Raw genomic sequence first — 20966 nt, forward strand, 5'->3', positions numbered from 1 at the left:
TTGTTACGTTGAGGTGCTACGTCTCCCCACACGCTTGTCATGCCCAAACAACCCCTTTGCCACGAGGGACCCGTGCGAACCCCAATATCCGCACGTCTGTGACTAAAGCCGATTATAACAGCGATATTTCGTCGTCTGTGGGCAAGATAACAATCCGTGAAGCACCATCCGCCTCCCCGGGCACCGCATTTGGGGCAGCTCAGCCCCCGGCGCCGTGGAATTTTTGCTGGGCGGAAACCAGTCCGTCAATGATGAGTTGCTCGGCAGCGTCGGCTGCGGCGCCGATGAGGAACGGCAGGTCCTTGTTTTCCGTGGAGGAAAAATCCTTCAACACGTGGCTGGCGGCATCCGACCGGCCGGGCGGGCGTCCCACGCCGGCACGGACGCGGTAGTAGTCCTTGGTGCCCAGGGCCCGGGACATGTCCCGCAGGCCGTTGTGGCCGCCTTCGCTGCCGCCCAGTTTTAACTTGACCGTGTCAAAAGGGATGTCGATTTCGTCGTGGATGGCGACCACATGGTCGGGCGGGACGTCGAAGAATTTGGCGAGTGCCGCCGTCGGGCCTCCAGCCAGGTTCATGAAGGTGCCCGGTTTGGCCAGGATGAGCTTGGGGCCGCCAATGCCCAGGCGGGCCTCGGCCACGAGGGCGCGCGCCTTGTGGGTCTTGAAGGTGGCGCCGAGGCGGGAGGCAAGTTCCTCAACCACCATGTAGCCAATATTGTGCCGGTTGCGGCTGTAGCCGGGCCCGGGATTCCCGAGCCCGACTACCAGCCAGGTGTTGCCCATTGTGTGGAGGCTACTCTGCTGCCGCGGCTTCCTCGACGGCTTCGGCTTCGGCCACAACGGCGGGCTCGGCCAGGTGCACGATCAGCAGCGACGCGTCGGTCAGCAGCTCAACGCCGGCCGGCAGGACCAGGTCGCTGGCGTGGACGTGCTCGCCGGCTGCGCGGCCGTTGATGTCGATCTCGACGTGGGCCGGCAGGTCGGTGGCGTCGGCGGAGAGGCTGACGGACATTTCTTCCTGGTTCACGACGACGGACGGGGCCGGCTCGCCAACAATGATGACGGGGACGTCAACGATGACCTTCTCGCCCTTCTTCACGGTCAGCAGGTCGATGTGCTCGACGATCTGCAGTACGGGGTCGCGCTGGACGTCCTTGACGAGGGCCAGGTGCTTTTCGCCGGCGACCGTGATGGTCAGCAGGGCGTTGGCGCCGCGGATGGCGCGGACGGTGGCGCGCTCCGGCAGGACGATGTGCAGCGGCTCGGCGCCGTGGCCGTAGATGACTGCGGGGATCTGGGCTGCGCGGCGGATGCGGCGGGCAGCGCCCTTGCCGAATTCGCTGCGGAGTTCGGCAGTGAGGTTCAAGTCAGACATGAAAATGCTCCTTCAGTGGTGTAGGCGTGGACTAAAAAGGTCAACACAATCCGACACACGTGAAGGAGCTGTGGGACCCAGTCGATCACGGACGCCGCGTGGGCGTCCCTCGCCAAGGTTTACCGTGCAAGTTTAGCAGAGCGGCAGCGGCGGGAGCGACGCGGGCTCGGGCGCGGGCTGCTGGGCTGCTGGGCTGCTGGGCTGCTGCCGGACCTTATGCGCCGGACTGACATGGCAGTCCGGCGCATAAGGGCACGGAACTTTTCTTATGCTCCAAACCCACTCCCGGTTTGGCTCCAGTGAACGGGCTGCGCCAAACCCACCCCCGGTCCGGCGCATAAAAACCGGAACGCCGCCTATTTTTGCGAGCCATTGATCATCGCCAGGGCCTGCTGCACCCAGCCCAGCATGATGTCGGGGCGGCCCAGCACAACGGCAGCAGGAATGCGAAGGCACCACATTCCCTTGACGACGAGCAGGTTGTCCCGTCGCAGGTCTTCAGCCCATCCCTTGGCCGTGTTGTGGTACTCGGCGCCGTCCGTTTCCACGCCCAGGATGCCCTCAACCAGCAGGTCGAGGTGTCCAACGCCGGGTACGTAAAACTGGCCCTGGACGTTAAGCCCGGCCTTGCGCACGTAGTACCTGGCCACGGTTTCAACGATGGACATCGACTGGGGATCGATCATGTCAATGACGGCCCGCCCCCGGGTGTCCTCCCGTCCGGCAAATGCGGCACGCAGCTGGGGAATGGTGCATTCCTTCAGCACCACCGCGGACTCCAGGACCACGAGCGCGTCGACCTCGGAACCGCACTTGACGCATTGGCGCAGAATGTCCATCAGGGTCTGCTGCCCGCTGACCTTGTGCACCACGCATCCGGGAACGGGCCGCCCGTGGGCCGCAGCCACATGCGGCACGGGCGGCGACTTGATAATCCACAGGCCCAGTTGTTCAGCCTTCGTGAAACATGTCCGCCGCGCCTGGTGCCGGGCAAGGCGGACATCAAGGGGATCTGCGTCCGGCAGCGCATAATAGCCCCGGCCGATCCGTTGGATTTGCCCCGCGTCCTCGGCCTTTTTCATGGCCCAGGGCGTGCATCCCCGGACCAGCAGGTCCTTGCGCCGGGCAACCTTGCCGTACCAGGCCACTTCCTCTTCAACCGAGCGGGAATTGAGTGCCTTTGAATTCTCCATGCCACCCATGGTGTCCACACGCCGGCGGCCGCGGCAGCCCCGTCGTCGTAATTGTGGAAGAGCATGGCGTCCACCCAGCATGTGGAGGCATGGACGGCGTACCTTATGCGCAGAACCCGGGCACGAATCCGGAGCATAAAAGCCGGACAGTTGGCTTATGCTCCGGACCCATGGCCGGTTTGGCGCCAGTGGACTAGCTGCGCCAAACCCGGCCCGAGTCCGGAGCATAAAGGCAGGGCCGTTCCCGCATGCGCCAAACCCAGCCAGAGTCCGGAGCATAAACGCCGGGCCGAAACCGAACCCGCCGCCAGCAGTTAGGCGTTGCCGTCAAACAGGGACGTGACGGAGCCGTCCTCGAAGACTTCCTTGATGGCGCGGGCCAGCAGCGGGGCGATGGAGAGCACGGTCAGCGTGGGGAAGCGCTTTTCGGCCGGGATGGGCAGCGTGTTTGTGACCACCACCTGGCGCGCGCCGCAGTTGGCCAGGCGTTCGGCGGCCGGATCGGAGAACACGGCGTGCGTGGCGGCGATGATGACGTCCTTGGCGCCGGCGTCCTTAAGCACGCGGACGGCGCCGGCAATGGTGCCGCCGGTGTCGATCATGTCGTCAATCAGCACGCAGGTGCGGCCTTCGACCTGGCCCACCACGGTCTTGGACACGGCCTGGTTCGGCACGGTGAGGTCGCGCGACTTGTGCACGAACGCCAGCGGCGCCCCGCCCAGCCGCTCCGCCCACTGCTCAGCCACACGCACACGTCCGGTGTCGGGCGAAACAACTGTGACGGCGTCGTCCCCCACAATTTCACGAATGTGGTCGGCCAGCAGCGGGATGGCGAAAAGGTGGTCCACGGGGCCGTCGAAGAAGCCCTGGATCTGGGCGGTGTGCAGGTCCACGCTCATGATGCGGTCGGCGCCAGCGGTCTTGTAGAGGTCCGCGACCAGGCGGGCGGAGATCGGCTCGCGGCCGCGGCCCTTCTTGTCCTGGCGGGCGTACGGGTAGAACGGGGCCACCACGGTGATGCGGCGGGCGGAGGCGCGCTTCATGGAGTCGACCATGATGAGCTGTTCCATGAGCCAGTTGTTCAGCGGGGCCGGGTGGGCCTGGATGACGAACACTTCCTTGCCGCGCACGCTCTCCCCCGAGCGGACGTAGATCTCACCGTTGGCAAAGTCGTAGGCAGACATTGGCAGCAGTTCGGTCTTCAGGCAGCGAGCCACTTCCTCGGCCAGCTCGGGGTGTGCTCGGCCGGACGCCAACACCAGTTTTTTGTCGCCGTTGTAGCTCAGTTCGCTCATGGGATCGCTTTCTCGCGGGTGGTGGGGGTCTTTAGTTGGACTTGCCGGCTGCGGCGGCGGAGATGCTGCCGGGCCGGTGCGTCTCGGTCCAGCCTTCGTCGTTGCGCTGCGGTGCCACGCTCAGCGTCAGTGCGCCGGCGGGCACATCCTTGCGCACAATGGCGCCCGCCCCGGTGAAGGCACCGTCCCCCACGGTCACCGGGGCCACGAAGACGGTGTTGGAGCCGGTGCGCACGCCCGAGCCGATCACGGTGCGGTGCTTGTTCACGCCGTCGTAGTTGGCCGTGATGTTGCCGCAGCCGATGTTGGTGTCCTCGCCTATTTCGGCGTCGCCGGCGTACCCGAGGTGGCTGAGCTTGGAGCCGCGGCCGATCGTGACGTTCTTCGTTTCGTAGAACGCGCCGATCTTGCCGTCCGCGCCCAGCACGGTCCCGGGTCGCAGGTAGGTGAACGGGCCGACGTGCGCGCCCTCGCCGATGACGGCGCCGGAGCCGTGCGTGCGCGTGACCTCGGCGCGCTCGGCAATCTGGACGTCCGTGAGCGTGGAGTCCGGGCCGACGACGGCGTCCCTCGCCACCGTTGTTTTCCCGTGCAGTTGGGTGCCGGGCAGGATGGTGACGTCCTCATCGAGTTCCACGGTGGAGTCAATCCACGTGGTGGCCGGGTCGATCACGGTGACGCCGCGGCGCATCCAGGACTCGACGATCCGGCGGTTGTGCTCGGCGCCCAGCGTGGCGAGCTGGACGCGGTCGTTGGCGCCTTCCACTTGCCAGCGGTCCGCGGTGGCCACCGCGGCGACGCGTCCGCCGTCGTTCCTGGCCAGGCCCAAAACATCGGTGAGGTACATCTCGCCCTGGTTGTTGTCCGTGGTGACGGACTTGAGCGCCTCGCGGAGGACGGCGGCGTCGAAGGCGTAGATGCCGGAGTTGATTTCCTTGATGCCGCGCTCTGCGTCGCTGGCGTCCTTGTGCTCGCGGATGCCCAGCACGGTGCCGTCAGTGGCGTCGCGGAGGATGCGGCCGTAGCCGGTGGCGTCGTCAAGGACCGCGGTGAGGACGGTGACGGCGTTGTTGTCCTTTTGGTGCGTGGCGGTGAGTTCTTCGAGGAGTTCGGTGGTCAGCAGCGGAACGTCGCCGTATGTGACCACCACGGTGCCTTCAATTTCGTTTTCGGCGTCCAGGGCTTCGAGGGCGGCCTGCACGGCGCGGCCGGTGCCGGGGATTTCGTCCTGGTCGACGATCAGTGCCTTCGGGTCCAGCTGCGCAATGTGGGCTGCGACCTGGTCGCGTTCAAAGCGGACCACGACCGCGAGCCGTTCCGGGTTCAGCCCGTGCGCCGCGGCGAGTGCGTGGCCCACCATGGAGATTCCGCCAATGGGGTGCAAGATCTTCGGGAGGCGGGATTTCATCCGGGTACCGGCGCCGGCTGCCAGCACGATCACGGCGGCGGGATTGGACGAATTGGTGTTTTGGGGGCTCACTAAGTGGCACTCCTGCCCGGACAGAGGTCCGTGAAGAAAACGTACGCAATGGGAAACAATCCAATGTTACCCGCTCGCAGCCGGTGCCCGTTCATCGCGCGGGGGTCTGGGCTGGGTGCCGGGGCCGCGTTGGGCGGGTGCCGGGGTGGGCCGGAATGTTCCGCCCATAGGATTCGAACCTATACTCCACAGCTCCAAAGGCTGGGGTGCTGCCGTTACACCAGGGCGGAATGGGCACTGCTGCCTTACCGGCGCGGCCCACGAGAATCTAGTGTGCCACGGCCGGGACGTGTTTCGCGACTCGGGGCCCGCCAACGCGGTAATTTTGGCCGTTCCGGCGTGGCAAAGTTCATATGCTGCCGCCGACTTCCGTCAGGGGCTGGACGCGGTGGGAGTTGTGCCCCCGGTGTACCAGGCGCACAATTCGGCTCCGGTCCTACCCCGCTTCACTTGCCCTCAATCTTTTCAAGCGCCTGCCGCACCCACTTCATCATGAGTTCCGGTTCTTCAAGCACCATTCGGGCAGGTATGCGCAAACACCACACCCCGTTGACCACCAGCAGGTTGTCCCGTCGCAGGTCCTCTGTCCAGCCCTCCTGGGTGTTGTGGTAGGTCTCGCCGTCCGTCTCAACGCCCAAGATGCCGTCCACCAGTAAATCCAGGTGCCCCACGCCCCTGACGAAGAACTGCGCTTGGACGTTGAAGCCTGCCTTCCGAAGGTAATAGCGGCCAATGGTTTCGACTATTGACTGTGCTTGCGGGTCGATCATGCCGATGATTGCCCGGCCTGCCCCGTCTTCACGCCCGGAGAACGACTGCCGAAGTTGGGCAAAGGTGCACTTCTTGAGAACGATCGCGGATTCCAGGACACACAAGGCTTCCACTTCCGAACCGCATTTCACACATTGGTGGAGAATGTCCATCAAGGTCTGCCTGCCGCGAACCCTGTGAACTATGCAGCCCGGCACGGGATGGCCGTGTGCCACGGCAATGTGGAGTCGTTCGGGCTCGCTGATGACCCACAAGCCGAGCTGCCTGGCCTTGCTCAGGCAACTTCGCCGCCCACGCTTCTTCGCCAACAACACGTCCATGGGATCGGCATTCGGCAACCCAAAGCATCCCGGCGCCACCATCTTGATCCGCCCCTCAAGCTGGGCCTGCGACAACTGCCATGCCGAGAAGCCGGCAGCGGTCAGATCCTTGCGCCGGGCGACAGTGCCGTACCCGGAAATGACAGCTTCCAACGTAGGGCCTGTCCGTTTTCTGCTCTGGTCCGCCATTACCCCAGTCTGGCGTGCAGGCAATGTCCTGGCTGGCCCAACTTGTGGAACTGTGGATAAGGCATCGGGCCCGGAGGAAAACTCCGGACGGGTTGTGCCCCCGGTGCACTTGGGGCACAACCCGTCGCAAGTTTTGCCCGGCTCGGCGCGAAGCGCTACTCGAGGACCTCGGAAGCTTCGAGCCACTCGAGTTCCAGGGCTTCCTTCTCCCCTGCCAGCTCGCCCAGCTTCGCGTTCAGTTCGCCGAGGGCCTCGTAGTCGCCCACCTTGTCGGCCATCTGCGCGTGCACCTTGGCCTCCGCCGCGGCGATCTTGGACAGCTGGCGCTCCACGCGGTTCAGGTTCTTGCGGGCCTCGCGCTTTTCCGCCTCGGACGGCCCGGACGGCGCCGCCCCGCCAGCAGCCCCGGAGGCAGCCGGGCGGGACGCTGCGGACAGCGCCTCCTCGCGCAGCTCCAAATACTGGTCCACTCCCCCGGGCAGCCCGCGCAGCTTGCCATCGCCCAGCAGCGCCATCTGGTGGTCAGTGACGCGCTCGAGCAGGTACCTGTCGTGCGAGACCACCACCAGCGTCCCCGGCCACCCGTCCAGCACGTCCTCCACAGCCGCCAGCGTGTCGGTGTCCAGGTCGTTCGTGGGCTCGTCAAGCATGAGCACGTTCGGCTCCCCGACCAGCAGCCGCAGCAGCTGCAGACGCCGCCGCTCGCCGCCGGAAAGGTCCCGCACGGGCGTCCACTGCTTGTCCTTCGTGAAGCCAAGCTGCTCCACCAGCTGCCCGGCCGTCATGTCCTTCCCGCCCACCTCAAAGGAGCGTTTCTCCCGCTCAATGACCTCCAGGACGCGCAGGTCCAGGACGTCGTCCAGCTCGCGCACCTCCTGCGTCAGCACGGCCGTCTGCACCGTCTTGCCGCGCTTGAGCCGCCCGGACGACGGCGGGACCTCGCCGTTGAGCAGGCGCAGCAGGGTGGTCTTGCCCGCACCGTTCACGCCGACCAGCCCCAGCCGTTCCCCGGGTGCCAGCCGCAGCGTGATGTTCTTGAAGATCTCCTTCTCCCCGTACGTCAGCGAGACGTTTTCCAGGTCCAGCACGTCCTTGCCCTGCCGGGCCGTGGCCATGCGGGACAGCGCCACGGTGTCGCGCGGCTCCGGGACGTCGGCAATGATCGCGTTGGCGGCCTCGATGCGGAACTTCGGCTTGGCCGTGCGGGCCGGGGCGCCGCGGCGGAGCCACGCGAGCTCCTTCTTGACCAGCTGCACGCGCTTGTTTTCCATGACGGACGCCATGCGGTCACGTTCGGCGCGGGCCAGCACGTACGCCGCGTATCCGCCGTCGAACGGGTCAATCATGGCGTCGTGCACTTCCCACGTGCGGTTGCAGACCTCGTCGAGGAACCAGCGGTCGTGGGTGACCACCACGAAGGCGCCCTCGTTGGCCCGCCAGCGCCCCTGGAGGTGCTTGGCCAGCCAGGCGACGCCCTCCACGTCGAGGTGGTTGGTGGGCTCGTCGAGCATGATGACGTCGTCGTTGCTGATGAGCAGCTTGGCCAGGGCCACGCGCCGCTTCTGCCCGCCGGAGAGCGAATGGATGTTGGCGTGCCAGTCCACCTCGCCCACCAGTGCGCCCATGATTTCGCGGATCTTGGGGTTGGACGCCCACTCGTGGTCCGCGGCCTCGCCCACAATTGCGAAACCCACGGTGCTCTCGCCGTCGAGCACGTCCGACTGGTCCAGGTAGCCCACGTGCACGCCACCGCGCACCGTGACCCGGCCGGAATCCGCCGTCTGCCGCCCGGCCAGCAGGCGCATCAGCGTGGACTTGCCGTCGCCGTTGCGGCCCACAATGCCGATGCGGTCGCCTTCTTCAAGCCCCACCGTGACACCGTCCAGGACAGTGCGGGTGGCAAAGGCGATGCTGAGATTTTCCCCGCCAAGGAGATGTGCCACGTCAAACCACTTTCATTAAGGAATTCATGCGTCAAATATTCGTTGCGCACCGTGCACGGGGCCTTCCACGGCCTGCGCGTCCAGCCCGTCGCCGGCCAGCTGCGCCACGAGGTCCTGCGCGTGCGCCTGGTCCCTGGCGAGCATCGCGACCGTGGGCCCCGACCCCGAGACCAGGGCGGCCAGCGCACCCAGCCGGGTCCCGGCGTCGAGCACGTCCGCCAGGCCGGGGGCCAGGTGCACGGCGGCGGCCTGCAGGTCGTTGGCCAGGCAGGGCGCCAGCCGCGCCGGGTCCGCCGCGCGCAGGGCCGCGAGAATGGCCGGGTCCACCTGGCCGGGTTCATCCGGGCCGGCCCCGGCGCGCAGTGTGTCGAGGGTGCCGTAGACCACGGGCGTCGAGAGCCCGAAGTCCGACTGCACCAGGACCCAGTGCAGCGGTTCCGGGGCCAGGGCGGAGGTGAGCCGGTCCCCCACCCCAAGCCCGACGGCGGCGCCACCGAGGAGTGCGAACGGCACGTCCGCGCCCAGCTCGGCCGCGAGGTGCGCCAGTTCCTCCCGCGACAGGCCGGTGTGCCAGAGGGCGTCGCACGCCACGAGCGCCGCCGCCGCATCCGCGGATCCGCCGCCCATGCCGCCGGCGATGGGCACGCGCTTGGTGATTTCCAGGTGCACGCCGGACGCGTTTTCGCTGATGTCCGCCACGAGCAGGGCCGCCCGGACGGCCAGGTTGCTCCCGTTCAGCGGGATGCCGGCGAGCAGTTCGGGTGCCAGGGTGCTGTTCCGGCTGATGCTCACGGTGACGTCGGTGGGCGGGGTGCCGGGCTTGGCCGTGGCCTGGATTTCCTCGTACAGGGACACGGCCAGGTAGGTGCTGGCCACGGAGTGGTAGCCGTCCGGGCGGAGCGGGCCTGCGCGGAACGAGGCGTTGATCTTGCCGGGCGCCTTGACGCGGACGTGCCGGGGCTGGCCCGTCCAGTCGTAGTCGGCGCCCAGGGCGTCGGTGAGAAAGTCCGCGGGCGTGTTTTCGCCGGGGTTCATGGACTCCATTTACGCCGTCATCGGGATCTTGGCCTCGGCGATGCGGGCGAAGGCTGCCACGTCAATCACTTCGCCGCGGGCCGTGGGATCCACGCCGGCCTCGCGCAGGCAGCGTTCGGCCTCGGCCGCGCCGCCGGCCCAGCCTGCCAGGGCGGCCCGCAGGGTCTTGCGGCGCTGGGCAAAGGCGGCGTCGATCACGGCAAACACCTGCTGGCGGCTGGCCCGTGTCACGGGAGGCTCGCGGCGGGTGAACTCCACGAGCCCGGAGGAAATCTTCGGCGCCGGCCAAAACACGTTCATGCCGATCACGCCGGCCTTGCGCATGTGCGAATACCAGGCGCCCTTGACCGAGGGGACCCCGTACGTCTTGGAGCCGGGGCCTGCCACCATCCTGTCCGCCACCTCGTCCTGGACCATGACCAGCCCGTGCTGCAGCGACGGGAAGTGTTCCAGCAGGTGCAGCACCACGGGCACGGCCACGTTGTACGGCAGGTTTGCCACCAGGGCAGTGGGTTGCGCCGGAAGTTCGGTCACGCGCATGGCGTCTGAGAGCACGACGTCGAGATTGCCCGCCTTCTCCGGGCGGAACGCAGCGACGGTTGAGGGCAGCTTTGCGGCCAGGACGTGGTCGATCTCCACGGCCACCACGCGGGCGGCGGCGTCCAGCAGGCCCAGCGTCAGGGAGCCCAGCCCGGGGCCCACCTCCAGCACGGTCTCCTCCGGGTCGACCTTCGCTGCAGCCACAATCCGGCGGATGGTGTTGCCGTCGATGACGAAGTTCTGGCCCAGCGTCTTGGTGGGGCGGACGCCGATCTCCTCCGCGAGGCGGCGGATCTCAGTGGCGCCGAGGAGCGGCTGGGTCGCGGGGCTGGGCTGGGTCGAGGTCACTGGACAATCGTATCTGCTCCGGGCTGCCGACCCTGCGGGAGCGCCCTTCGGTCCCCCGCTGTTCCCGCCGAGTGTACAGATACGGCCGGTCCGCACGCCGCGAACCCGCCACAGGTGTGCACTCGACCCAAAGGCTGCGCTAAACGCAGAGGCTCCCCGCAGCTTCGACAGCTGCGGGGAGCGGGGGTTTCGACACGCTCAACCAGCGGCGCCGGCGCAGCCCCAGGGGCCCAGGCCGCGCTGGGCGTAAACCTTGTTGGCGATGGCAATCTGCTGGGCCTTCGTGGCCAGGCTGGCGTTGGGGGCATACGCGCCGCCGCCGTTGCTGAGCCAGGTTCCGCTGTCGAACTGCAGGCCGCCGTAGTAGCCGTTGCCGGTGTTGATGGCCCAGTTGCCGCCGGACTCGCACTGGGCGATGGCGTCCCACATGGCCGTGTTGGCCATGGCCGGGGCTGCAGCGCCGGTGTTGGCGGGCTTGGGGGCGGGCTTCGGAGCCGGGCGTGCCTTGGAACCGACGGTGACCTGCGCGTCGATCGGAGCGGTGAGGACCTTGGTTCCCGTTTCGCTGCGGCTGACTACCTGGCCGTCAATCGCCACGGTGCGGAAGTTGGTCTGCAGGGTTCCGGCCACGCCGGCGCGGACGGTCTTCGACTGGTCCTTGTACATTGTGGGGTCGACCGTCTCGGTGGTCTTGAAGGCCAGGGGCGAAGTCTCGGAGACGGTGCCGGAGTTGTTCACGCGGGAGACTTTGACCACCATGTTGGCCACGACGTCGGACTCGGCCGGGACGGAGACGAGGTCGGCGGCGCCGAGCTTGATGCCGGCCTCGGTCAGGACGTCGGCCACGGTCGCCGCGGTGGTGGTCTTCACTGCCGTCTTGCCGTCGGCAATGAGGGTGACGGGCTTGGGGGTGATGATGCTGATGTCGCTCGCGCTGGCCAGGAGTGCGTCGGCCGGTTCGGAGACGCGGGCGTTGGCTGCGACTCCCAGCTGGCTGATGAGGCCCTTGATCTTGTTCGAGGTGGTGGTGACGGTGCGCTCGGTGCCGTCCAGGTTCACCTTGACGTTCTTGGCCGTGTCTACCGTGATGGCCGTGCCGCTTTCCACTTGGGTGCCCAGTGCGGGGGTGACGCGGTCTTCGGGACCAACCGTGACGTGGGCCTTGTTCAGGACGTCCGCCACGGATCCGCCAAACGTCGAAACTGAACTTGCCGTGCCATCCACCGTGAGGCTGATGGATTTGTTGGCTCCCATGAAGGTCATGAGCCCGGCTACGAGGGCGATGAGCACCGCAGCCTGCCCTGAAATCTTCAAAAAGTTCAGTTTGCCGTTGGTGGCGAAGAGGTTGGTCACTTGTTCCCGTAACTACTAGAGCACCCGGGCACGGGGAGTGGCGGAGCAATTTGGCACGGACCTGCCCCAAGGCAAAATCACTGCAAAAAATGTCCGCCGCGAACGGCTGCCACGGGGCCCAATTGAACGGTGGATTCCGTGGCATTTCATCCGTAGGCCTTCCCCGACCCCGGCTAATAGTCCCCCAGCGTAACCCAACCGTTATCAAATAGACAAGATTTGATAACGGCCGCCACCCCGTTTCAGGCGTCCCAGGAACCGTAAACCGACTCCGTATTTGCCCGTAAAAGCTCTCCCAGCCCGTCCAGCGGACGGCCCGTCAACTGTGCCATGCTTTGCACCGTATACGGCAGCATATAACTGGCATTCGGCCGTCCCCGGTGCGGATGCGGAGTCAAAAACGGGGCGTCCGTTTCCACCATGACCAGGGCCGGATCGGCGACGGCGAGCGCCTCCCGCAAATTTCCCGCATTTTTAAAAGTGAGGGTGCCCGAAAATGACATGTACCAGCCGTTGTCGTTACATATCCTGGCCAGTTCGGCGTCCCCGGAAAAGCAGTGGAAAACCACGCACGACGGCGCCCCCTCCTCCCGCAGGACATCCACCACGTCGCTGTGCGCGTCACGGTCGTGGATCTGCAGCGCGAGCCCCTGCCGTTTGGCTATGTCAATGTGCCGGCGGAAGGAGTATTTCTGGGACGCAACGCCATCCGGGCCGGTGCGGAAATAGTCCAGGCCGGTCTCGCCGATGGCACGGATGCGCGGGTGCGCGGCCAGCGCCTCAATTTCAGCCAGCGCGGCCTCCAGGGCCCCCTCCCCCGCCAGTTCGGGCGCGTCGTTGGGGTGGATGGCCACGGCGCCCAGGACGCGCGGGTCCAGGTCCACTGCCTGCACCGTGAAGCGGGAGGATTCCAGATCGCACCCCACCTGCACGGCGCCGGCAATGCCCACGGCCCCGGCGGAATCGAGCGCGTCCTTCAAGGTGACGGGAGAGTCGCCAAAGTCAAAGTGTGTGTGGTTGTCGTACACCGGCACGGGCAGCGGCGCGGGGGCGGGCCCAAAGCCCGGGCGGCGCTTCCCGCCGCCGGACGTGGGGCCGGCCTCCGGGGATTCATCACGGCGGTAGGGGCGGGGTACGTCGGGGGAGCACATGTTTGCCAATTTTAGCCGGGATTATCCACCGCTTCCCAGCCACTTTCGACGCAAACCGGAGATACTAGTAGCGTAGGTCACAAACGGACCGAAAGGTTGGGCATGCATCCGCGCGAGACATTGACGGCGGCACAAGGTCCGGGCACGGAACCGGACGGCTTGGAGCCCAACGGCCGGCGGCCCGCGCAGCCCGCCACGCGCCCGCGGCAGCAGCCCATGGACGCCGAACGGTTCGCCGGGCTCAGCCGGGACATCATGGCCGCCATGAACACGGTGATCGACGGCAAGGAAGAGGCCGTGGACCTGGCCCTGACCGTGCTGCTGGCGCGTGGCCACCTGCTGCTGGAGGACGTGCCCGGGGTCGGCAAGACACTGCTGGCCAAGACGCTGGCGCGGGCGCTGGACTGTTCGGTCAGCCGCATCCAGTTCACCCCCGACCTGCTGCCCAGCGACATCACCGGTGTCTCCATCTACAACCAGTCGGCGCAGACCTTCGAGTTCCGCCCCGGCGCCATTTTCGCCAACCTGGTCATCGGCGACGAGATCAACCGTGCCTCCGCCAAGACCCAGTCCGCGCTGCTGGAATCCATGGAGGAGCACCAGGTCACGGTGGACGGGACGTCGTACCGGCTGCAGGAACCGTTCATGGTGGTCGCCACGCAAAACCCGATCGAGATGGAGGGCACCTATCCCCTGCCCGAGGCCCAGCGCGACCGCTTCATGGCCCGGATTTCCATGGGCTATCCGGACACGTCGGCGGAGCTGGCCATGCTGGAGACCCACCAGTCCGTGAACCCCCTCGATGCCGTGCAGCCCGTGGCGACGACGGCGGACGTTGCGGCCATGCTCGACGTCGTGGCGGGCACGCACGTTTCCGCCGCCGTCAAGGAATATACGGTGGCGCTGGGCCAGGCCACCCGCACCAGCGACAAGCTCCGCCTCGGTGCCAGCCCGCGCGCGCTGCTGCAGCTGCTGCGCGCCTCCAAGGCGTCGGCGGCGCTGGCCGGGCGGCGCTTTGTGCTCCCGGACGACATCCGCAAGCTGGCCGAACCCGTCCTGGCGCACCGGCTGCTGGTGGACCGCCGGGCCGCGAGCCTGGGCACCACGGCGGCGGATGTCATCGCCGAGGCACTGGCCCGGCTCCCCGTCCCCGCCCAGCCGGACACGAGGTAGGCGCAGTCCCGTGATGAGCTGGATTCCGGACCGCATCTTCCGGCCCCGAGGCTGGGTCATGATGGCCGCCGGCCTGCTCGCCCTGTTGTTTGCGCAGGTCCTGGGCCGCCGCGACCTGTTGGTGCTGGCCGTGTTCCTGCTCGCGCTGCCGCCGCTGGCCAGTGCGGGCCTGCGGCTGCTGGCCCCGGGATTCACAGTCAAGCGCCGCTTCTCCCCCGCGTTTGTGGAGGCCGGCACCGCGGCGTCCGTCACCCTGGAGGTGCACGGCAGCACCCCCGGCGGAGGCAGTGCGCGCCTGACCGAGCTGCTGCCCCCGCACCTGATCGACGTACCCCGCTTTGACTACCCCAACCCGGTCACCCCGCGCAGCCTGATCAGCCGGTACAGCTACACCCTGCACCCTTCCCGCCGCGGCGTTTTCACCATCGGCCCGCTGACAGCCAAGTTCGGCGACCCCTTTGACGTGGCGCTGCTGGCCCGGGACCTGGACGCGGGCGAGCAGCTCACGGTGGCGCCGGCCGCCGTGGTGCTGCCGGAAATTTCGCTCACGGGCGGGCGCGGGCAGGACGGATCGCGGATGACGCGCCAGCAGGCGAACCCGAGCGACGACGACGTCATGACGCGCGAATACCGGCACGGGGATCCGCTGCGGCGCGTGCATTGGCCCGCCACTGCGAGGCAGGGCAAACTCATGGTCCGTGCCGAGGAATCCGTGACCACCCCGGAGGCGGCACTGGTGCTGGACCAGCGGAGGTGGGCGTACGGCGGGGCGGCGAAACCACAACGGCGGCCGGACGCCCTGGCCACGACGCCGGCCTTTGAATGGGCGGTGACCGCCGCTGTGTCGATTGCCGCGCACCTGCTGGAGCGCTCCTATACGCTGCGCGTGCTGGACGACCAGGGCCGCCCCGGCTTCGCGTCCTCACGCTCCGCCGCCGAGCCGGGCCGGGAGGATTTTGCCGGCCAGTCCGGCGCCCTGGCCGTGGCGCAGTCGCTCGCGGCGCTGGAACTGGGGTCCCGGGAACTGGGGGCCCGGGAACTGGGGGCACCCCGCGGCTCCGAGGCGGCGGTCCCGCTGGCGGACGTCCTGGCCGACCGCCTGATCCAGACCCGCCGCCGCGGCCCGGTCATCGCCGTCACCGGGGCCCTGTCGGAGCCCGACGCCATGATCCTCGCCGCCGCCATTGAGGCCGCCGAGGGCGCCTTCGCCTTCATCGTGTGCCCCGACCCGGCACAGGTGGCCGAACCGCTGAACATCCTGCGCCGCGCCGGCTGGCAGGCCCTGGCCGTGGCGCCGCACACCCCGCTGCTGCAGGCCTGGATGGAACTTGACGAGCCCGCCGTCCTGCCCGCGCCGACCACCGGCAGCCTGCCCCGCGTCCATGCCCCGACCGCGGGAGGCCCGCCGTGACCGGGACCATCGCGGGCACGCGCCCGCCGTTTGGAACGCACGACGGCGGAGGGCCGGGCCCCGGGGTGGGCGGCGGTCCCGGACGTGGCTGGCGGGCCCGGCTGCGCCTCTTCCTGGGCCCGCCGGAAACCGGCCCCGCCCGCTGGGTGCTGGCCGTGGCCGTGCTCGGCGCCGTCATGGGCGCGTCGCTGGGCTTCCGCAACGTCATGCTGGATTACAGCTGGATGCCCCAGGCCTTTGTGGTGGCCGGCATGACGGCGTTCCTGCCGGCCGTGGTCCGCCGCTGGCCGCGCCTGGCCCCCTTGGCCCCGCTGGCCGCGCTGGCCGGCTGGATCATGGGCCTGACCCTGACGTTTTTTGCCGGCACGGCCTACCTGGGGCTGTTCCCGTCGGCGCGGACCGTGGGTGCGGCGGTGGACCTGGCCACGCAGGCCTCCGTCAGCATCATGGTGAACAACACCCCCGTGCCGGTGGACCCCGGGCTGGTGTTTGTCATCTGCGCCGGCGTGGGTTTCGCGGCCCTGCTGGTGGACACCCTGGCCGTCACCGTGGCCATGCCCGCGGCCAGCGCAATCGGCTTGGCGCTGCTGCTGCTGCCGGCCTCGCTCACCACGCAGGACGGCGTCGGGGCGCCCGGCTTCTTCGGCGCCGGAGCGGGCTACCTGCTGCTGCTCGGATGCTGCCGCTGGTATGCGCCGGACGGGAAGCTGCGCCCCGCCGCCAACCGGGCCAACAGCGGGACCCTGGCCCGGGCAGCCATGCTGGGGGCCGCCGTCGTCCTCGTGGCAACGGTGCTGCCGGCGGCCGTTCCGGGCTTCGAGAACGGCGCCTTTCCGCAGGGCACGCGGCTGGGTTCGGCGGGCAACGTGGCCGGCCTGGACCCGATGATTTCCCTCGGCAACGACCTGCGCGCGCAGTCCGGCGTGGTGAACATGACGTACCTGAGCAGCTCGGACATGCCGCTGTACATGCGCCTGAGCACGCTGGAGGACTTTTCCGGCAGGGTGTGGAAGCCGTCGCCCGTGCCACGCGGGCTGTCCTCCGGGCTGTCCGGGCTGAAACCGGCCTTCGGCGCCAACACCGCCGTCCCGGTGGCGCAGACCGTGACCCAGGTGGCCGTGGTGAACCTCGCCAGCACCTGGCTGCCGGCGCCGCTGAGCGCCATCAAAGTGGCGGACTTGCACGGGCGGTGGAGCTGGAATCCGGCCACCCAGACCATCAACGCCGACGGCGCCGCCAACACGCGCGGCCAAGTGTACACGGTCACCAGTGCCATGCCGGACCTGACGCCGGGGCTGCTGGAGGCGGCCACGCAGAAGCCGGATTCCAAGCTGGATCCGATCTTCACGGAACTGCCCAACAACGTCCCGTCGATCATCAAGGACACGGCGAAGGCGGTCACGAAGGGCATGACCACCCCCTATGACCGGGCCATGGCCATCCAGGACTACCTGCGCTCCCCCCTCTTCACCTACAGCGAGAAAACGCCGGTGGAGAAGGGCTACGACGGCGCGGGGATGAAGGTACTGGCCAAGTTCCTGCAGGTCAAGGCCGGCTACTGCGTGCACTTTTCCGCTGCGATGGCCGTCATGGCGCGCGAGGTGGGCATCCCGTCGCGCATTGCCGTGGGGTATGCGCCGGGCGACCGGACGGGCGAAACGGCACTGGCCGACGGGAAGACGCTGCAGGGCTACGAAGCGACCGGCCGCGACGCCCACGCCTGGCCGGAGCTGTACTTCGAGGGCCTGGGCTGGGTGCCGTTTGAGCCCACCCCCTCCCGCGGGGCCGTGCCGTCCTACGCCATCGACAACATTCCGGGGGCGCCCGGCGCCGGCCGGAACGACTTCCTCAACGGCGGCAACACGAACGCGATCCCCACGCCGGCGCCCACGGCTTCCGCGTCCACCGCAGTCCACTCCGCCGTGGCGGCCCCCGTTGCGGCCACCCCGCGCCCGGAACGGATCAGCGCTTCGGTGGTGGGCGTGCTGCTGGTGCTGCTGGCGCTGGCCGCCCCGGCCTTTGCCCGCAGCCAGCTACGACGCCGGCGCCTGGCCCAGGTGCGCGGCGCCGGGTCCGGCGGGCGCAGGCCTGCCGGCGGGCCGCGTGAAGCGCCGGAGCTGCTGGCGTGGCGGGAGTTCATCGACTCGGCCATCGACTACGGCTACCGTTACAACCCTTCCGAGACGCCGTCACTGCAGGCGGCCGGCATTGCCCGGCTGGCCGGGCTCGGGGGCCCGGAATTCGCAGGCGCCGCGGAATCCCCCGGCACCCCGGCCGGCGTCCCTGTCGGCACCCCGGGGTTCGCCCCGGCAGCGGGCAGCGCCCCGGCCAGCACCAGGACCGCCGCAAAATCCGCCGCGGAGCTGCTGTGCGATGCCTACGAAAACGCAGTCTACGGTCCCCCTCCGGAGGAGCCTGCCGCCGCCCGCGACGACCTGGCCGACGCCGTCGAAACCGTCATCGGGCGGCTGAAGGGCCGGGCGGGAACGTGGGCGCGCCTCCGGGCGGCAGCGTTGCCGCCGTCGCTGTTCAGCCGCAACCGCTGATTCCCGCCCCGGTCAGTGCAGGTCAGGCGTTCTGCGGGTTCGGGAAGCCGATGTACTGGGTGTACTGGTATTCCTCGATGCCTTCCACACTGCCTTCGCGGCCCAGGCCGGACTGCTTGACGCCGCCGAACGGTGCCGCGGCGTTGGAGATGACGCCTGCGTTCAGGCCCATCATGCCGGTCTCGATGCGGTTGGCCATGCGCAGGCCGCGGGCGTAGTCCTTGGTGAAGACGTAGGCGACCAGGCCGTATTCGGTGTCGTTGGCCAGGGCCACGGCCTCGTCCTCGTTCTTGAACGTGACGATGGGCGCCACCGGGCCAAAGATTTCCTCGCTCAGGATCCGGGCGCCGGGCTCCACGCCCTGCAGCACGGTGGGCTGGTAAAAGTAGCCGGGGCCGTCCACGGGGGCGCCGCCCACCACCGCACGGGCGCCGTCGGCCACGGCGTCGGTGACGAGTGAGTGCACCTTGTCCCGGCTCTTGGCGTCGATCAGCGGGCCCACCTTGGTTTCAGGTGCCGTGCCGCGCCCCACGGCGGCGCCGCCCATTTTCGCGGCGAACTTGGCGGCGAATTCCTCCGCGACCGATTCGTGCACCAGGAAGCGGTTGGCGGCCGTGCAGGCCTCGCCCATGTTGCGCATCTTGGCCGCCATGGCGCCGTCCACCGCGGCGTCGAGGTCGGCGTCGTCGAACACCAGGAACGGGGCGTTGCCGCCAAGCTCCATGGAGGTGCGCAGGACGGTGTTGGAGGCGTCGGCGAGCAGGCGGCGGCCCACGGGGGTGGAGCCGGTGAAGGACAGCTTGCGCAGGCGCGGGTCCTGGATCAGCGGTCCGGTGACGGCGCCGGCGGTCGACGTCGTGACGACGTTGAGCACCCCGGCCGGCAGCCCGGCCTCGAGCAGCACCTTGGCGAACAGCTGGCTGGTGAGCGGGGTGAGGTTGGCGGGCTTGAGCACCATGGTGCAGCCGGCGGCGATGGCGGGGGCGATCTTGCGGGTGGCCATGGCGAGCGGGAAGTTCCAGGGGGTGATCAGCAGGCACGGGCCCACGGGCTTCTTCTGGACCAGGATCTGCGCGGTGCCTTCGGGGTTGCCCGAGTAGCGGCCGAACGAGCGCACCGCCTCCTCGGAGAACCAGCGCAGGAATTCGGCGCCGTACTTGACCTCGCCCATGGACTCGGCCAGCGGCTTGCCCATTTCCAGGGTCATCAGGAGGGCAAAGTCGTCGGCGCGGGCCGTGACGATGTCGAAGGCGCGGCGCAGGATCTCGCCGCGTTCGCGCGGTGCCGTAGCGGCCCACGCGTCCTGGGCGGCGACGGCGGCGTCAAGCGCGGCGGCCCCGTCCGCGGCGCCGGCGTCGGCCAGCGTCAGCAGGGCCTTGCCTGTTGACGGGTCCTCGACGTCGAACGTCTTGCCGGATGCCGCCGGGCGCCACTGGCCGTCGATCAGCAGTCCGGTGGGGACGCCTGCCAGGAGGGCGCTTTCGCGTTCGGTCAGTTCGGTGGCGGTCACAGTCATGATGACTCCTTCGTCTGTCGGCGGGCCCGGGCGTGGCGCACTGGGCAGCAGCATGGTGCTATGCGTCCCACGCTAGTTCTCCGGCGCCGGGGGTGTCTACGCATGCACGCACTACTGGCACGGGTTTTGCTGTGCATTTGTCCAACGGGGGTTGCGTGCTTCCGTGCGCCGGCGGTCCGCGCTGGGGGGCCTTGCTTTATGCGCCGGATTCGCCGCGGGTTTGGCGCACGTTGTCCTGTGGCGCCAAACCCGGAATGGGTCCGGCGCATAAGAAAACCCGCCGTACCTTATGCGCCGGGACTACCCCCGGGCGGCGAGCACGGCGCTGTACAGTTCGCGCTTGCTGACGTGGACGTCGTGGGCAATGACGGCCACGGCCTCCTTCATGCGCATGCCCTGGCCCATCAGTTCGTTCACGGCGGCCACGTGGTCCTCGGGCGTGCCGGGGTCGGCGGCGGGTGCTCCGGCCACCACGATGGCAATTTCGCCGCGGATCTCCGCCGCCTCGGCCCATTCGAGCAGGCCGGAAAGCGGTTTGCGGATCACTTCCTCGTAGGTCTTGGTCAGTTCCCGGCACACTGCGCCCTGGCGCGACGGCCCAAAGGCGGTGTGCAGCGCCCGCAGCATGGCCTCGAGCCGGTGCGGCGCCTCAAAGAACACCATGGTGCGTGGTTCCAGGGCCAGCTCGTGCAGCCGCGTGGCGCGCTCACCGGACTTCCGTGGCAGGAACCCTTCAAAGCAGAAGCGGTCGGTGGGCAGCCCGGACAGGGCCAGCGCGGTCAGCACGGCGGACGGCCCCGGGGCAACCGTCACCCGGATGCCGGCGGCCACGGCGGCTTCCACCAGCCGGTAGCCGGGGTCGGACACGGAGGGCATGCCGGCGTCGGTCACCATGAGCAGCACCTTGCCGGACTGCACCTGGGCCAGCAGTTCGGGGGTCTTGGCGGCCTCGTTGTGCTCGTGGTAGCTGACAATGCGGCCGGAGACGGTCACGCCCAGCGAGGTGACGAGCCGGTGCAGCCGCCGCGTGTCCTCGGCCGCCACGATGTCCGCGTGCCCGAGCCAGGAAACCAGCCGGGCGGAGGCGTCGCCCATGTTCCCGATGGGCGTGGCGGCCAGGACAATGTACCCTTCGCCGGGAGCCGTTGCGGGCGCCAGCGACGCATCCAGCACGGCGTCTGACACGGCGCCCGGCGCATCCGATTCGTCACCAAAATCCGCCTCAGCCGGGCGGCTCCCGGGCCCGCCCGTCACCGGGCCAGACCCTGAGTCGTTGCCGGCGGGTTCGGGGTCCAGGTGTTCTTCCATGACTCAAGCGTAGTTGGC

General features: G+C 68.5%; 16 protein-coding genes and 1 tRNA gene. 3 read left to right on the forward strand and 14 right to left on the reverse strand.

The window, feature by feature from the left end; all coding sequences use genetic code 11:
- Nucleotides 1-199: 199 nt before the first annotated feature.
- The 12 genes from pth to G6035_RS11505 all read right to left on the reverse strand — a co-directional run bounded on the left by pth (nucleotide 200) and on the right by G6035_RS11505 (nucleotide 12994).
- Nucleotides 200-784 (reverse strand): aminoacyl-tRNA hydrolase, encoded by a 585-nt coding sequence (gene pth, locus G6035_RS11450; protein ID WP_176617224.1) that lies wholly within the window; start codon nucleotides 782-784, stop codon nucleotides 200-202.
- A gap of 10 nt (nucleotides 785-794) precedes the next feature.
- Complete coding sequence (locus G6035_RS11455; protein ID WP_176617225.1) at nucleotides 795-1376, reverse strand: 50S ribosomal protein L25/general stress protein Ctc; 582 nt, start codon at nucleotides 1374-1376, stop codon at nucleotides 795-797.
- 356 nt (nucleotides 1377-1732) lie between these two features.
- Complete coding sequence (locus tag G6035_RS11460) at nucleotides 1733-2569, reverse strand: type IV toxin-antitoxin system AbiEi family antitoxin domain-containing protein (RefSeq protein ID WP_176617226.1); 837 nt, start codon at nucleotides 2567-2569, stop codon at nucleotides 1733-1735.
- A 314-nt stretch (nucleotides 2570-2883) separates the two neighbouring features.
- A complete protein-coding gene (locus G6035_RS11465) occupies nucleotides 2884-3864 on the reverse strand; it encodes a ribose-phosphate diphosphokinase (protein WP_176617227.1) in 981 nt (326 codons plus the stop codon).
- Nucleotides 3865-3895: 31 nt separating this feature from the next.
- Nucleotides 3896-5344 carry a bifunctional UDP-N-acetylglucosamine diphosphorylase/glucosamine-1-phosphate N-acetyltransferase GlmU gene (glmU, locus tag G6035_RS11470; protein ID WP_176617228.1) on the reverse strand — a complete coding sequence of 483 codons (1449 nt, stop codon included), beginning with the start codon at nucleotides 5342-5344 and terminating at the stop codon, nucleotides 3896-3898.
- A gap of 158 nt (nucleotides 5345-5502) precedes the next feature.
- Nucleotides 5503-5574: transfer RNA gene (locus tag G6035_RS11475), tRNA-Gln, on the reverse strand.
- Between the two features lie 216 nt (nucleotides 5575-5790).
- On the reverse strand, nucleotides 5791-6624 hold the full coding sequence (locus tag G6035_RS11480) for an endonuclease domain-containing protein (RefSeq protein WP_176617229.1): 834 nt from the start codon (nucleotides 6622-6624) through the stop codon (nucleotides 5791-5793).
- 155 nt (nucleotides 6625-6779) lie between these two features.
- A complete protein-coding gene (locus G6035_RS11485) occupies nucleotides 6780-8567 on the reverse strand; it encodes an ABC-F family ATP-binding cassette domain-containing protein (RefSeq protein WP_176617230.1) in 1788 nt (595 codons plus the stop codon).
- Between the two features lie 24 nt (nucleotides 8568-8591).
- On the reverse strand, nucleotides 8592-9602 hold the full coding sequence (locus G6035_RS11490; protein ID WP_176617231.1) for a 4-(cytidine 5'-diphospho)-2-C-methyl-D-erythritol kinase: 1011 nt from the start codon (nucleotides 9600-9602) through the stop codon (nucleotides 8592-8594).
- 9 nt (nucleotides 9603-9611) lie between these two features.
- Nucleotides 9612-10490: a 16S rRNA (adenine(1518)-N(6)/adenine(1519)-N(6))-dimethyltransferase RsmA gene (gene rsmA / locus G6035_RS11495; RefSeq protein WP_176617232.1), complete on the reverse strand. Its 879-nt coding sequence runs from the start codon at nucleotides 10488-10490 to the stop codon at nucleotides 9612-9614.
- Nucleotides 10491-10688: 198 nt separating this feature from the next.
- The gene (locus tag G6035_RS11500; protein WP_371130987.1) at nucleotides 10689-11843 is read right to left on the reverse strand and encodes a transglycosylase family protein; all 1155 of its coding nucleotides are present in this window, start codon (nucleotides 11841-11843) and stop codon (nucleotides 10689-10691) included.
- Nucleotides 11844-12085: 242 nt separating this feature from the next.
- The gene (locus tag G6035_RS11505; RefSeq protein WP_176617233.1) at nucleotides 12086-12994 is read right to left on the reverse strand and encodes a TatD family hydrolase; all 909 of its coding nucleotides are present in this window, start codon (nucleotides 12992-12994) and stop codon (nucleotides 12086-12088) included.
- 102 nt (nucleotides 12995-13096) lie between these two features.
- Between G6035_RS11505 and G6035_RS11510 the strand changes: the two genes are divergently transcribed.
- The 3 genes from G6035_RS11510 to G6035_RS11520 are packed head-to-tail and all read left to right on the forward strand — an operon-like array spanning nucleotide 13097 to nucleotide 18124.
- Complete coding sequence (locus G6035_RS11510; protein ID WP_176617234.1) at nucleotides 13097-14167, forward strand: MoxR family ATPase; 1071 nt, start codon at nucleotides 13097-13099, stop codon at nucleotides 14165-14167.
- 13 nt (nucleotides 14168-14180) lie between these two features.
- Nucleotides 14181-15578 carry a DUF58 domain-containing protein gene (locus G6035_RS11515; RefSeq protein WP_176617283.1) on the forward strand — a complete coding sequence of 466 codons (1398 nt, stop codon included), beginning with the start codon at nucleotides 14181-14183 and terminating at the stop codon, nucleotides 15576-15578.
- Nucleotides 15575-18124 (forward strand): DUF3488 and transglutaminase-like domain-containing protein, encoded by a 2550-nt coding sequence (locus G6035_RS11520; RefSeq protein ID WP_176617235.1) that lies wholly within the window; start codon nucleotides 15575-15577, stop codon nucleotides 18122-18124. The genes G6035_RS11515 and G6035_RS11520 overlap by 4 nt, the downstream gene beginning before the upstream one ends.
- Before the next feature lie 22 nt (nucleotides 18125-18146).
- Here G6035_RS11520 and G6035_RS11525 read toward each other — a convergent pair whose 3' ends face one another.
- Nucleotides 18147-19640 (reverse strand): NAD-dependent succinate-semialdehyde dehydrogenase, encoded by a 1494-nt coding sequence (locus G6035_RS11525; RefSeq protein ID WP_176617236.1) that lies wholly within the window; start codon nucleotides 19638-19640, stop codon nucleotides 18147-18149.
- Between the two features lie 300 nt (nucleotides 19641-19940).
- A complete protein-coding gene (gene rsmI / locus G6035_RS11530; RefSeq protein ID WP_176617237.1) occupies nucleotides 19941-20948 on the reverse strand; it encodes a 16S rRNA (cytidine(1402)-2'-O)-methyltransferase in 1008 nt (335 codons plus the stop codon).
- Nucleotides 20949-20966 lie beyond the last annotated feature (18 nt).

The sequence above is a fragment of the Arthrobacter sp. SDTb3-6 genome, assembly GCF_013376095.1.
Classification (GTDB): domain Bacteria; phylum Actinomycetota; class Actinomycetes; order Actinomycetales; family Micrococcaceae; genus Specibacter.

Excerpts from the sequence above, each read along its gene's own strand:
- pth (WP_176617224.1), bottom strand. The coding sequence starts at position 784 with ATGGGCAACACCTGGCTGGTAGTCGGGCTCGGGAATCCCGGGCCCGGC.
- G6035_RS11455 (WP_176617225.1), bottom strand. The coding sequence starts at position 1,376 with ATGTCTGACTTGAACCTCACTGCCGAACTCCGCAGCGAATTCGGCAAG.
- G6035_RS11460 (WP_176617226.1), bottom strand. The coding sequence starts at position 2,569 with ATGGAGAATTCAAAGGCACTCAATTCCCGCTCGGTTGAAGAGGAAGTG.
- G6035_RS11465 (WP_176617227.1), bottom strand. The coding sequence starts at position 3,864 with ATGAGCGAACTGAGCTACAACGGCGACAAAAAACTGGTGTTGGCGTCC.
- G6035_RS11480 (WP_176617229.1), bottom strand. The coding sequence starts at position 6,624 with ATGGCGGACCAGAGCAGAAAACGGACAGGCCCTACGTTGGAAGCTGTC.
- G6035_RS11490 (WP_176617231.1), bottom strand. The coding sequence starts at position 9,602 with ATGAACCCCGGCGAAAACACGCCCGCGGACTTTCTCACCGACGCCCTG.
- G6035_RS11505 (WP_176617233.1), bottom strand. The coding sequence starts at position 12,994 with ATGTGCTCCCCCGACGTACCCCGCCCCTACCGCCGTGATGAATCCCCG.
- G6035_RS11510 (WP_176617234.1), top strand. The coding sequence starts at position 13,097 with ATGCATCCGCGCGAGACATTGACGGCGGCACAAGGTCCGGGCACGGAA.
- G6035_RS11515 (WP_176617283.1), top strand. The coding sequence starts at position 14,181 with ATGAGCTGGATTCCGGACCGCATCTTCCGGCCCCGAGGCTGGGTCATG.
- G6035_RS11525 (WP_176617236.1), bottom strand. The coding sequence starts at position 19,640 with ATGACTGTGACCGCCACCGAACTGACCGAACGCGAAAGCGCCCTCCTG.
- rsmI (WP_176617237.1), bottom strand. The coding sequence starts at position 20,948 with ATGGAAGAACACCTGGACCCCGAACCCGCCGGCAACGACTCAGGGTCT.